The organism is Micromonospora sp. WMMA2032, assembly GCF_002688545.1.
GTDB classification, from domain to species: Bacteria; Actinomycetota; Actinomycetes; order Mycobacteriales; family Micromonosporaceae; genus Micromonospora; species Micromonospora sediminicola.
In genome coordinates, this window is record NZ_CP024052.1 from 2,413,556 (window position 1) to 2,425,770 (window position 12,215).

11 protein-coding genes are annotated in these 12,215 nt (G+C 75.2%); 6 read left to right on the top strand and 5 right to left on the bottom strand.

What is annotated here, in order from left to right; genetic code table 11:
• Positions 1-3: 3 nt before the first annotated feature.
• From CO540_RS10575 to CO540_RS10590, 4 genes are all read right to left on the bottom strand, one after another.
• The gene (locus CO540_RS10575) at positions 4-1,005 is read right to left on the bottom strand and encodes a YihY/virulence factor BrkB family protein (RefSeq protein ID WP_099161903.1); all 1,002 of its coding nucleotides are present in this window, start codon (positions 1,003-1,005) and stop codon (positions 4-6) included.
• On the bottom strand, positions 998-2,005 hold the full coding sequence (locus tag CO540_RS10580) for a diacylglycerol kinase family protein (protein ID WP_099161904.1): 1,008 nt from the start codon (positions 2,003-2,005) through the stop codon (positions 998-1,000). Before CO540_RS10580 ends, CO540_RS10575 begins: the two co-directional genes overlap by 8 nt.
• A gap of 91 nt (positions 2,006-2,096) precedes the next feature.
• Positions 2,097-2,672, bottom strand: coding sequence for a Clp protease N-terminal domain-containing protein (locus tag CO540_RS10585; RefSeq protein WP_099161905.1), 576 nt, complete (start codon positions 2,670-2,672; stop codon positions 2,097-2,099).
• The gene (locus tag CO540_RS10590; protein WP_073836364.1) at positions 2,672-2,908 is read right to left on the bottom strand and encodes an HTH domain-containing protein; all 237 of its coding nucleotides are present in this window, start codon (positions 2,906-2,908) and stop codon (positions 2,672-2,674) included. Before CO540_RS10590 ends, CO540_RS10585 begins: the two co-directional genes overlap by 1 nt.
• A 104-nt stretch (positions 2,909-3,012) precedes the next feature.
• Between CO540_RS10590 and CO540_RS10595 the strand changes: the two genes are divergently transcribed.
• From CO540_RS10595 to CO540_RS10620, 6 genes are all read left to right on the top strand, one after another.
• On the top strand, positions 3,013-3,813 hold the full coding sequence (locus tag CO540_RS10595) for a PP2C family serine/threonine-protein phosphatase (RefSeq protein WP_099161906.1): 801 nt from the start codon (positions 3,013-3,015) through the stop codon (positions 3,811-3,813).
• Between the two features lie 67 nt (positions 3,814-3,880).
• Positions 3,881-4,447: a TetR/AcrR family transcriptional regulator gene (locus tag CO540_RS10600; RefSeq protein WP_099161907.1), complete on the top strand. Its 567-nt coding sequence runs from the start codon at positions 3,881-3,883 to the stop codon at positions 4,445-4,447.
• Entirely contained in the window at positions 4,444-5,268 is an 825-nt protein-coding gene (locus tag CO540_RS10605) for an oxidoreductase (RefSeq protein ID WP_099161908.1), read from the top strand. The genes CO540_RS10600 and CO540_RS10605 overlap by 4 nt, the downstream gene beginning before the upstream one ends.
• Positions 5,269-5,333: 65 nt before the next feature.
• Complete coding sequence (locus CO540_RS10610; RefSeq protein ID WP_099161909.1) at positions 5,334-6,164, top strand: universal stress protein; 831 nt, start codon at positions 5,334-5,336, stop codon at positions 6,162-6,164.
• Positions 6,165-6,292: 128 nt separating this feature from the next.
• Entirely contained in the window at positions 6,293-8,695 is a 2,403-nt protein-coding gene (locus tag CO540_RS10615; protein WP_099161910.1) for a phosphoketolase, read from the top strand.
• A complete protein-coding gene (locus tag CO540_RS10620) occupies positions 8,692-9,558 on the top strand; it encodes a universal stress protein (protein ID WP_099161911.1) in 867 nt (288 codons plus the stop codon). The genes CO540_RS10615 and CO540_RS10620 overlap by 4 nt, the downstream gene beginning before the upstream one ends.
• A 200-nt stretch (positions 9,559-9,758) precedes the next feature.
• On the opposite strand, the gene CO540_RS10625 is transcribed toward CO540_RS10620, so the two are convergent.
• Complete coding sequence (locus CO540_RS10625) at positions 9,759-12,107, bottom strand: heavy metal translocating P-type ATPase (RefSeq protein WP_099161912.1); 2,349 nt, start codon at positions 12,105-12,107, stop codon at positions 9,759-9,761.
• Positions 12,108-12,215 lie beyond the last annotated feature (108 nt).

A 12,215-nucleotide genomic window follows, 5' to 3' on the forward strand; every position in this document is an offset into this window, starting at 1 on the left:
GCGTCAGAGCGCGGTCATCTCACCGGTGTCGAGCAGCTCCTCACGCTGCGCCTCCGGCTCCCACAGGTCCGGCTGGGCCGGCTCCTCGACCCCGATCCGCATCGCCTCCAGCTGGGCGGCGAAGGCCAGCCCGCCGAAGAGCGCCATCCCGGTGAGGTTGGCCCAGAGCAGCAGAGCCATCATGCCGGTCAACGCGCCGTAGGTCTGGCCGAATCCGCCGCTGTACTTCACGTAGGCGGCGAGCAGCAGGCTGGCCAGCCACCACAGCGCGATGGCGATGCCGGCGCCGAAGAAGAGCCAGGACAGACCGGGCTGCTTGCGCCGGGGCGCGTGCCGGAACAGCACCGCCACGGCGAGCACGGTCAGGCCGAGGCTGAGCGGCCACCGGACCACGTCCCACACCACGGTGGCGACGTCGCCCCACTCGTAGTGGCGGCGCACGGAGTCGCCCAACGCGCCGCCGCCGACCAGGATCAGGAAGCCGAACAGCGCGGGTACGCCGGCGAGCAGTGCGAGCACTGTGGCGCGCACGTACTTGGGGAAGGCCGGGCGGTCCCGCTCGACGCCGTAGATCCGGTTGGCGCCGCGCTCGATCTGCGCCATGGTGGTGGTCAACGCGACCAGCCCGGTGAGCAGGCCGAGGGTCAGCGCCAGCTCACCGGCGTCCTCGGTGCGGTCGGTGTCGGCCAGCAGCTCCTGCACCATCGACTCGCTCTGGCCGGGCGTGATCGCCAGCACGGTGTCGGCGACGACCTTCCCGCCCTCGTCCACACCCAGGTCGGTGATCAGGCCGGTGAGCGCGATCAGGAACGGCACCACGGCCAGGCAGAGCTGCAACGCCAGGGCGCGGGAGTGGCTGAAGCCGTCGCCGTAACGGAACCGGATGAAGGCGTCGCGCAGCAGGCACCAGCCGCCGTGCCGGCGCAGCGTGTGCCAGGCGTCGTCGGCGGAGAGCTCGTCGGAGGTCATCAACCGGGTCTCGGGGACCAGCTTGGTGCTACTCACGGCGCGCCTCCTCGATCAGCTGCTCACCGCGTTCCGCCGCCGCGTCGGCGTCCACCGCCAGGTCGGGGTCGTCCGCCGGGCGCGGCACGCAGAGCCAGAGCGACTCGGGCCGGATGGTGGCCGTCAGCGAACGGCCCGGATCGATCAGGTCGCCGTCGAGCTGCCGGGGCTGCGGACGGTTGCCGGCGATCTCGACGGTGCGGGCCCGGAACACCTCCATCCGGGGCACGCTGCCCCGCCGGCGCACCAGCGCCCAGCCCATGGCGAGCCAGTGGCCGAGCGTGCGCGGCGTCAGCACCGCCACGTCGAGCCAGCCGTCGTCCGGCTCGGCGTCGGTGAGCAGGCGTACGCCGCCCTGGAGGCGGCCGACGTTGGCGACCAGGACCGAGCGGGCCCGGCGGCGCAGCGGCGGGCGGCCGTCGATGCGCACGGAGACCCGCATCGGCCGGTCCCGCAGGTGTCGGGCGGCGCCGACCAGGTAGGCCGGCCAGCCGATCCGCTTCTTGGTGGTCTCGGAGGTGGAGTCGAGCATCTGGGCGTCGAAGCCCATCCCGGCCATCACCGCGAAGCACTGGTCGCCGACCACGCCGACGTCGAGGCGGCGCATCCCGCGCTCGACGGCGACCTCCAGCCCGGCGGCCAGGTCGTTGGAGAGGCCGAGGTTGGCGGCGAGCAGGTTGCCGGTGCCCTGGGGCAGCACGGCCAGCGCCACGTCGGTGCCGGCGAGCGCGGTCACGCAGGCCATCACGGTGCCGTCGCCGCCGCAGGCGAAGACGACCTCCGCCCCGGCCTTGACCGCCTCCTCCGCCTGGCCCCGACCCGGGTCCTCGACCGTGGTCTCGTACCAGGTCGGCGCCGGCCAGCCGGCGGCGTCGAGCGCGCCGTCCACGATCCGCCGGAACTCGTCCAGGTCGGCCACCTTCACCGGGTTGACCACCACGGCCGAGCGCGGCGTGCGGTTCTCCGCGGTCACCGGGCGCTTGTCGTCTGCACCGTCCACGGCGCCAGTGTGCAGGACGCGGGGCGCGGCGGCGACCCGGCGGAGGCGGACGTTGCGAGGACCGCAAACAGGTTTGGGATCCGGCCCGGCCTCAGGCCGCCTCGCGCAGCGCCGCCTCGACCCGTCGCCGCAGGTCGTCGAGGTCGACCCCGGCCTCGGTCAGGGTCAGCGCGGCCAGTCCGTCGCCCTCCCGGAGCAGGCCGAGCAGGATGTGCTCGGTGCCGATGTGCCGGTGGCGCAGTCGCAGCGCCTCACGCAACGACAGCTCCAGCACCTTCTTCGCCCGGGGCGAGAACGTGCCGACGTGGGGCCGGCGCCGCCACCAGCGGCGCGGGCGCGGGGCCGCCGCACGCAGCGCGTCGGGGCCGAAGGACTCCTCGATCCGGGCCACGATCGCGGCGAGGTCGATGCCGATCTCGCGCAGCGCCGCCGCGTCCGCCGCGCCGAGGCCGTCGACGCCGTGCGCCGCGTGGCGGGCCACGGCCGCGCGCAGGTCGTCGGCGGTGACGCCGGCGGCGGCGAGCAACCGGACCGCCAGGTTGTCGCGGTCGGCCAACACCCCGAGCAGCAGGTGCTCGGTGCCGACGGGGCGCCGGCCCTCGGTCCGGGCCTCGTCGATTGCGTGGTGCACGACCGCGCGGGCCCGGTCGGTGAATCGTTCGAACATCACGCCTCCCAGCTTCCGGGCACCGCCGGTCGACCGGCGTGCTTCTTGTGGACCGCCTGCCGGCTGACCTCGAGGGCGTCGGCGATCTCCTGCCAGGACCAGCCCTGTCGTCGGGCGTTGTCGACCTGGACCACCTCGAGCCGCTCGAGCAGCCGGCGCAGGGCGAGCACGGCCCGCAGGCCGACCTTGGGGTCGGTGCTGCCGGCTGCCGCCGCGAGTTCCGTCGCCTGACTCATGCTGTCAATGTAGGTTGACAACCCGCCCCGTGTCAACCCTGGTTGACGGATGACACGGCCGCGACCTGCCCATCCGCGACCCGGGCCGGTGCTACCGTCCGCTGGTGTTCCGCCGCCGTCCGCTGGACCGGCCGGTCGAGGCCGCCCGCCGGCTCACCGCCGGGCGGCTCACCCTGGAGATCGCCGGGGGCAGCGTGGTCGGGCACCGCTACCCGGAGAACTACGACGTGCTGCACCTCGACCCGGAGCTGCCGCTGGCCGTGGTCTGCGACGGCATGGGCGAGGGCGAGGGCAGCCGGGTGGCCGGCACGACCACGGCGGAGACGTTCGTGGCCCAGGTCCGCGCCGGGTGGCCCGCCGTCGACGCCGCCGGGCTGCGCGCCGCCGTCGCCGAGACCCAGCGGCGGGTACGCCGGGCCGGCGCCGGTCGACCCGGGCTGACCGGGTGCACGCTCACCGCGCTGGTGGTCGAGCCGGACGGCAACCAGGGCTGGCTGGCGCAGCTCGGCGACTCCCGGGCGTACCGGCTGCGCGACGGGCTGCTGGAGCTGGTCACGGTGGACCACACGATGGCCTGGCTGGGCCTGCTGCACGGGTGGTGGCCGGCGGACTCCCCCGAGGCGGCGCGGGCCCGCTACCAGCTGCTGCGCTACGTCGGGCACCCGGACCGGCCGGAACCGGACCTGCTCGCCGTGCCGCTGCGGCGGGGGGACACCTGGCTGCTCTGCACCGACGGGGTGAGCGACCAGCTCGGCTACCACCGGCTGCGCGACCTGCTCGCCGCCCGCCGGGACCCGGCACGGACCGTGCGCGCCCTGCTCGCCGCCACCCTGGACGCGGGTGGCGACGACAACGCCACCGCCGTGGTGCTGCGCGTCCACCCCGCCCTGCCCGCGCCGCGCTGATCCTCCCCACCCCGGCGTGACCGGGGACACGTGTGACGGCCTGACATTCTGTGCAAGACTTGTCAGCATGTCGAACGACCGGCTGGAGACGATCCTGACCGCCGCGTACGAGTGCTTCACCCGGCACGGGATGCGGCGCACCACCATGGACGACATCGCGGCGGCCGCCGGGATGTCCCGGCCGGCGGTCTACCAGTACGTGCGCAACAAGGACGACGCCTACCGGCGGCTGGCCGAGCGGCTCTTCGCCGACTCGCTCGACCGGGCCCGGCGGGTGGCCGACGCGCCCGGCGGCGACCTGGCCGAGCGGGTGCACGACGTGCTCGCCGCCAAGCTGGAACTCACCCTCACGCTGCACCGGGAGAGCCGGCACGCCACCGAGCTGCTCGACGCCAGCGGCAAGCTCACCGGCGACCTCGTCGACGCGTACACCGCCGAGCTGACCGACCTGGTAGCCGCCACGCTGGCGGACGCCGCCGGGCCGCGGGCCCGCGCGGTGGCCGACGTCCTCGTCGCGCTCACCCGCGGCCTGGAGGCCGACCTCACCGACCCCGACCTGCCCCGACGGCGGCTGCGCGACGGCGTCGCGCTGGTCGTCGCGGGCCTGCCCCGACCTCAGGGAGACCACAGATGACCGCCGTCCTGATCACCGGCACCTCCTCCGGCATCGGCCGGGCCACCGTCCGCCGGCTCGCCCGCCGCCCCGACCTCACCGTGTACGCGACCGCGCGCAAGGTCGACGCGATCGCCGACCTGGCCGACGCCGGCGCCCGGCTCCTCCCCCTCGACGTCACCGACGAGGCCTCCATGCGCGCCGCCGTGGCCGCGGTGGAGGCCGCGCACGGCCAGGTCGACGTCCTGATCAACAACGCCGGCTACGGCGAGTACGGTCCGGTCGAGGAGACCCCGATGGACCGGGTGCGCGCCCAGTTCGAGACCAACGTCTTCGGGCTCGCCCGCCTCACCCAGCTCGTGCTGCCCGGCATGCGCCGGGCCGGCCGGGGCCGGATCGTCAACGTCAGCTCCATGGGCGGCCGGCTGGTCTTCCCCGGCGGCGGCTACTACCACGCCAGCAAGTACGCGGTGGAGGCGCTCTCCGACGCCCTGCGGCAGGAGGTGCGCCCGTTCGGCGTGGACGTGGCGATCATCGAGCCGGGTCTGATCCGCACCGGCTTCGGCGCGGTGGCCGCGTCCTCGCTCGGCGCCGGCGCCGACAAGACCGGCCCGTACGGTCGGATGGTCGCCGCGGTGGACGCGGCGATGGCGAAGTCCTACCGCAACCCGCTGCTCGCCGCGCCGCCGGAGGCGGTGGCCCGGGTGATCGAGCGGTCCGTCGTCGCCCGCCGCCCGCGCACCCGCTACCTGGTCACCGCCGCCGCGTGGGCGATGGTGCACACCCGCCGGCTGCTCGGCGCCCGGCTCTTCGACGCGGTCAACCGGCTCCAGTTCCGCTGACCCGGTCCGGCCGGCCCGGCCCCACGACTACGGTGGGGAAAAGCGCGGTCGGGAGGTGAGCCGGGATGGCCGCACCGAGCCACGGCGCGGTGGTGGTCGGCGTCGGCCGGTCGGCGGAGGACCTGACCGTGGTCCGGACGGCCGCCGGCGAGGCCGCGGCCCACGACCGGCCGCTGCACCTGCTGCACGCGTTCAACTGGGCCGCGTCCACCGGACCGGCGCCGGCCGGCGGCACCCGCGTCGACGCGGAGAACCTGCTGGAGAAGGCCGGGCAGGTGGCCGCCGACGCCGCGCCGGACGTGCCGGTCAGCGGCGAGATCGTCGAGGGCTCGCCGGTCGAGGCGCTGCTGCGGGCCGCCGACGCCGCGTTCCTGGTGGCGCTCGGTGACGGCGGCATGGCCAGCTGCCCCACCTGCGTCCCGGCCGACGCCCCGGCGGTGGAACTGGCCTCCCGGGCCGGCTGCCCGGTGCTGGTCGGGCGCACCGAGGCGGCGCCGCCCGGGCCGCTGCTGGTCGGCTACGACGGCTCCCCCGGCTCGCGGGCCACACTCCGCTACGCCTTCGACTGCGCCGAACGCCGGGGGGCCCGGCTGCTCGCCGTCCGGGTGGTCGAGACGGACCGGCACGACGGCGACGACGGCCTGCTGGAGGAGGCGGTCAACCGGCACGCCGTACGGCATCCCCGGGTGGCCGCCGCCTGCCAGACCGTCCGCGGCGATCCGGGCGAGGTCCTGCTCGACCGGTCCCGGTCGGCGCAGCTCGCACTGGTCGGCGCGCGCGGCGACGGGCCGGTACGGTCCACACTGGGCGCGGTCAGCCAGGCCCTGCTCTACCACTCGCCGGCCCCGCTGATCGTCGTACGGGGTGTCGGCGACGACGCCGGGGACGGGCCATGACGCCCGCGCGAGGCGGGACCAACGGCCCTGACCGTCCACCCCGGCGGAGGGCCAGGCTGGACCCGCCGGGGACGACGATCCCGTCCCCGAGTGGCAGACGACCCCGAGCCACGAGAGGCCAACGCAGCATGGACACCGCTCTCGACCTGCACAGCCCCCTGACCGAAGACGAGCTGCGCCGGCTCGACGCCTACTGGCGGGCGGCCAACTACCTCACCGTCGGGCAGATCTACCTGCTCGACAACCCGCTGCTCCGCGAGCCGCTCAAGCCCGAGCACATCAAGCCGCGCCTGCTGGGCCACTGGGGCACCAGCCCCGGTCTCAACCTGCTCTACACGCACCTCAACCGGGTCATCGTCGACCGGGACCTGTCCGCCATCTTCGTCACCGGCCCCGGCCACGGCGGCCCCGCGCTGGTCGCCAACACCTGGCTGGAGGGCACCTACAGCGAGCTGTACCACCACATCCCCCGGGACGAGGCCGGCATGCAGCGGCTGTTCCGGCAGTTCTCGTTCCCCGGCGGCATCCCCAGCCACGTGGCGCCGGAGGTGCCAGGTTCGATCCACGAGGGCGGCGAGCTGGGATACGCGCTGAGCCACGCCTACGGCGCCGCGTTCGACAACCCGGACCTGCTGGTCGCCTGCGTGATCGGCGACGGCGAGGCGGAGACCGGCCCGCTCGCCGGCAGCTGGCTGTCCACCGTGTTCCTCAACCCGGCCCGGGACGGGGCGGTGCTGCCGATCCTGCACCTCAACGGCTACAAGATCGCCAACCCGACGGTGCTGGACCGGATCCCCACCGACGACCTGCTCGACCTGATGCGCGGCTACGGCCACCAGCCGTACCTGGTGGAGGGCGACGACCCGGTGGCGGTGCACCAGTTGCTCGCCGCGACGCTGGACCGGGCGGTCGACGAGATCGCGGAGATCCAGCGCCGGGCCCGCTCCGGCGGCGAGGTCGAGCGTCCCCGCTGGCCGATGATCGTGCTGCGGACGCCGAAGGGCTGGACCGGCCCGGCGGACGTCGACGGCAAGCAGGTCGAGGGCACGTTCCGTGCCCACCAGGTGCCGATCGCGGAGGTGCGCGACAACCCGGCGCACCTGGCCGAGCTGGAGCGCTGGCTGCGTAGCTACCGCCCGGAGGAGTTGTTCGACGCCACCGGCGGCCCGGTGGCCGAGCTGGCCGCGCTGCCCCCGACCGGTGACCGGCGGATGAGCGCCAATCCGGTGGCCAACGGCGGCAAGCTGCTGCGCGACCTGGACCTGCCCGACTTCCGGGACTACGCGGTCGAGGTGGAGGAGCCCGGCGGCACGGTGGCCGGGGCGGCCGGCGCGCTCGGCCCGTGGGTGCGCGACGTGATCGTCCGCAACCCGCAGACGTTCCGCCTGTTCGGCCCGGACGAGGTCGCCTCGAACCGGCTCGGCGCCGCGTTCGAGGTCACCGACCGCGCGTTCGTCGGCCGCCGGCTGCCCGGCGACGACCACCTCTCCCCCGACGGCCGGGTGATGGAGGTGCTCTCCGAGCATCTCTGCGAGGGTTGGCTGGAGGGCTACCTGCTGACCGGCCGGCACGGCCTCTTCACCAGCTACGAGGCGTTCATCCACATCGTCGACTCGATGGTGAACCAGCACGCCAAGTGGCTCAAGGTGACCCGCAAGATTCCCTGGCGGGAGCCGGTGGCCTCGCTGAACTACCTGCTCTCCAGCCACGTCTGGCGGCAGGACCACAACGGCTTCTCGCACCAGGACCCGGGCTTCATCGACCACGTCGTCAACAAGAAGGCCGAGGTCGTCCGGGTCTACCTGCCGCCGGACGCCAACACGCTGCTCTCCACCATGGACCACTGCCTGCGCAGCCGGCACTACATCAACGTGGTGGTGGCCGGGAAGCAGCCGGCGCCGAACTGGCTGACCATGGACGAGGCGGTCCAGCACTGCCGCCGCGGCCTGGGCATCTGGGACTGGGCCAGCACCGACGACGACGCCGAGCCGGACGTGGTGCTCGCCTGCGCCGGCGACGTGCCGACGCTGGAGACCCTCGCGGCGGCCGACCTGCTGCGCCGCCACCTGCCCGACCTGAAGGTCCGGGTGGTCAACGTGGTCGACCTGATGCGCCTGCAACCGCCGTCGGAGCACCCGCACGGGCTGCCGGACAACGAGTTCGACACCATCTTCACCCGCGAGCGGCCGGTCATCTTCGCCTACCACGGCTACCCGTGGCTGATCCACCGGCTCACCTACCGCCGGGCCAACCACGACAACCTGCACGTGCGCGGCTACAAGGAGGAGGGCACCACCACCACGCCGTTCGACATGGTGATGCTCAACGACCTGGACCGCTTCCACCTGGTCATCGACGTCATCGACCGGGTGCCCGGGCTGCGTTCGCGCGCCGCGCACCTGCGTCAGGAGATGGTGGACACCCGCCAGGCCTGCCGCGACTACACCCGCCGCTTCGGCGAGGACGACCCGCGGGTCGCCGAGTGGCGTTGGATCCGGGAGACCGACCCCGCGGTGCGGAGTGCCGAATGAGCGACGACGAGATCCTGGTCGGCTACGACGGGTCCACCGACGCGTCGGTGGCGCTGGACTGGGCGCTGGACGAGGCGGGCCGCTCCGGTCGGCCGGTGCGGCTGGCGTACGTCTTCGAGTGGTTGACCGTGGCCGGGTGGATCGGTCCGGGCGTGGCCCCCGGGGTCTGGCCGGACGAGACGGCCCGCCGGCAGGTCGAGGAGCTGGTCCGCAAGGCGGCGGCGGACGCCGCCGCCGAGCGGCCCGGCCTCACCGTGCACGGCGAGGTCTTCGACGGGCCGCCCGCGCTGGTGCTCCAGGAACGCTCCGCCGAGGCGGGGATGCTGGTGCTCGGCAGCCGGGGGCACGGCGGGTTCGGCGGACTGCTCGCCGGCTCCACCGCGGTGTCGGTGACCGCGCACGCCCACTGCCCGGTGGTGGTGGTGCGCGACGGCCAGGCCGCCACGTCGGGGCCGGTGGTCGTCGGCTCGGACGGCTCCCCCTCGGCGCTGCGGGCGCTCGGCTTCGCCGTCGAGCGGGCCGCCCAGCGCGACGTGCCGCTGCGGGTGCTGCGGGCCTGGGAGCCGCCCGGCGACCGCTGGGTGCCGCCGGACTTCGACCCGGAGGAGATCGCCGCGACCGAACGGGCCGCCGCCGAGGCGGAGCTGGCCCCGTGGCGGGAGAGCTTCCCCGACGTGCCGGTGGAGATCGAGGCGGTGCCCGGCAGCGCGGCCGCGCTGCTGGTGGAGGCGAGCCGGCCGGCGCAGCTGGTGGTGGTCGGCAGCCGGGGCCGGGGCGGGCTGCGCGGCATGCTGCTCGGCTCGGTCAGTCAGCAGCTCATCCAGCACGCGCACTGCCCGGTGGCGGTGGTCCGCGAGCCCTGATCCGCCGGTGCTCGGACCCGGGACGGTGCCCGTGGGCACCGTCCTCACCGTGCGTGCGGCCCGAGCGGGGGGACGGCCCTTCTCAGCGATATGACTGTGAGGCATGAATATGACCAGCAGTCATATCGCTCGCGGGGCGTGCCCTCTCCGCGCGGACGGCCGCGTGCCGGGACGGCCACGCCGCACCGCCGGGGTGACCGTCAGCGGTCGGGGGACGCCTCACCGTCGGACGGGTTGAGGGAGAAGTAGTCCTCCTCCTCCTGGGCCAGGTGCAGCCGCAGCACCGCGTCCAGGCCGTAGAGCGCGGCCAGCAGGTCGGTCACCTCCTCGCGGCGCAGCCGGCCGTCCGGCGACGCCGCGAGGTGCCCGCCGATCCGCTCCACCAGCCGGGCGATCTCGATGTGTGCGCGGCTCATCGTCGAGGTCGCCTCGTCGCTGCCCAGCGGCCCGGCCAGGGCCGGGTAGAGCTGCCGTTCCTCGGCCGCCTCGTGCGGCAGCACCTCGTCGACCAGGCGTCGGTGCACGTCCCGCAGCGCCGGCACGCACCCCGGGTCGTCCGGGCGGGTGGCGACCAGGTCGGCGGTGTCCCGCAGCCGGGCCAGCACGTCCCGGACGCCGCCGTGCTCGCCGGAGTACCGGTCGAGCAGTTCCCGGGTGTGCGGGGGGACCTCGCGCCGCCGCAGGCCGCCACCGAGAGCGCGCAGCGCGTTGAGGATCACCAGCACGTCGATGCCCTCCTGGAGGAACGCGCCGGCGACCGGGGGCAACCGGCCGGCGGCGGCCACCAGCATGGCCAGCACGGCCAACCCCATCCCGACGGTGGCGCTCTGCACCGCGATGCGGCGGGCGTACCGGGCGATCTCCACGGCGTCGGCGAGCCGGTCCAGCCGGTCCACGGTGAGCACCGCGTCGGCCACGTCGGCGGAGGCGGTGGCCCCGGTCGCGCCCATCGCCACCCCGACGTGCGCCTCGGCCAGCGCCGGGGCGTCGTTCACGCCGTCGCCGACCATCACGGTCACCGCCCGGGCGGACTCCTCGCGTACCCGTTGGGCCTTCTCCCCCGGCGAGCAGCGCGCGATCACGTCGTCGACGCCCACGACCTGCGCCACCTGGGCCGCGGTGCGCGGCCGGTCGCCGGTCACCATGACCAGCCGGCTCAGCCCCGCCTCGCGCAGCCGCCGCACGGTCCGCCGGGCGTCCGGGCGGACCGGGTCCTCCAGCAGGATCGCGCCGAGCGGACCGCGCTCGTCACTGACCCAGACGGTGGACAGGCCGGCCCGCTCGGCCCGCTCCCGGGCCCGGTCCGCCCACTCCGGCGGCTCGCCGGCGAGCTGGCCCACCCGGACCAGGCGGCCGTCGACGTGCCCGGTCACCCCGCGCCCCGGTTCCTCGGTCACCCCGGTCGGCTCGGCCAGCGGCACCCCCCGCTCGCGGGCCTGCCGCACCAGCGCGGCGGCCAGCACGTGCGGGGAGAGCTGCTCGACCGAGGCGGCCAGCCGCAGCACCTCGTCCCGGTCGCCGCCGGGCGCCACCACCGTCTCCGCGGCCCGGGGCCGCCCCGCGGTCAGCGTGCCGGTCTTGTCCAGCAGCAGGGTGCGGGCACGACCGAGCTGCTCCAGCGAGCCGCCGTCGCGCACCAGCACGCCCCGGCGGGCCACCCGGGACAGCCCGGAGACCACCGCGATCGGGGTGGCCAGCAGCAGGGGGCACGGGGTGGCCACCACCAGCACCGCCACCGCCCGGACGAACTCGCCGGAGAGCAGCCACGCCGCGCCGGCCAGCAGCAGGGTGAACGGAACGAACGCCGCCGCGTACCGGTCGGCGAGGCGCACCATCGGAGCCTTGCGGGCGGTCGCCTCACCGGCCAGGCGGACGATGCCGGCGTACGTGCTCTCCGCCGCGTTCCGACGGGCCCGCAGCCCGAAGCCGGCGCCCGCGTTGACCACGCCGCTGGCCACCTGCTCGCCCGTCGCCCGACCGACCAGCCGCGACTCGCCGGTCACCACGGACTCGTCGAGCGTGGCGGGCTCCTCCACGGTGCCGTCCACCGGCACCACGTCGCCGGGACCGACCACCAGGCGGTCACCGGCCCGTACCGCGTCCAGCGGGACCACCTCGATCCCGCCGTCGGCGGTGCGGCGGCGGGCCTGCCGGGGCGCGCGTTCCAGCAGCGCGCGCAGGTCGCGGGTGGCCCGGCGCCGGGCGTACTCCTCCAGCGCCTGCCCGGTGGCGACCATCACGGCGATCACCGCGCCGGCCAGGTACTCCCGCACCAGCAACGCGCCCAGCAGCGCCAGCACGGCGATGACGTCGACGCCGAACTGCCGGCGCCACAGCTGCCGCAGCGTGGTCCAGACGGCCGGCGCCAGGGCGACCACGGTGACCGCCGCCCACACCAGCCGGGCCGCGCCGGGCGCCCCGGCGAACCAGAGCGCGACCCCGGCCAGCACGGCCAGGGTCAGCAGGGCCAGCGGGGCCCACTGCACCCAGGCCCGCCGCCGGGCCCGGGCCGGCCGTTCGGGTACGCACTCGGGCGCTTCGGTCCCCACGTGCCGATCGTCTCAGCGTCGGCGCGGGCCAGGTAGGGCGAACCGGGCGATCCGACAGGTCGAAGGGCCCCGTGCGGGCCGGCCGGGCATGACCGAGGATGGAGCGGG

What these genes read in the sequence shown, in the direction of transcription:
- CO540_RS10585 (WP_099161905.1), bottom strand. Translation starts at nt 2,672, where the DNA reads ATGTTCGAACGATTCACCGACCGGGCCCGCGCGGTCGTGCACCACGCA.
- CO540_RS10590 (WP_073836364.1), bottom strand. Translation starts at nt 2,908, where the DNA reads ATGAGTCAGGCGACGGAACTCGCGGCGGCAGCCGGCAGCACCGACCCC.
- CO540_RS10600 (WP_099161907.1), top strand. Translation starts at nt 3,881, where the DNA reads ATGTCGAACGACCGGCTGGAGACGATCCTGACCGCCGCGTACGAGTGC.
- CO540_RS10605 (WP_099161908.1), top strand. Translation starts at nt 4,444, where the DNA reads ATGACCGCCGTCCTGATCACCGGCACCTCCTCCGGCATCGGCCGGGCC.
- CO540_RS10610 (WP_099161909.1), top strand. Translation starts at nt 5,334, where the DNA reads ATGGCCGCACCGAGCCACGGCGCGGTGGTGGTCGGCGTCGGCCGGTCG.
- CO540_RS10615 (WP_099161910.1), top strand. Translation starts at nt 6,293, where the DNA reads ATGGACACCGCTCTCGACCTGCACAGCCCCCTGACCGAAGACGAGCTG.
- CO540_RS10620 (WP_099161911.1), top strand. Translation starts at nt 8,692, where the DNA reads ATGAGCGACGACGAGATCCTGGTCGGCTACGACGGGTCCACCGACGCG.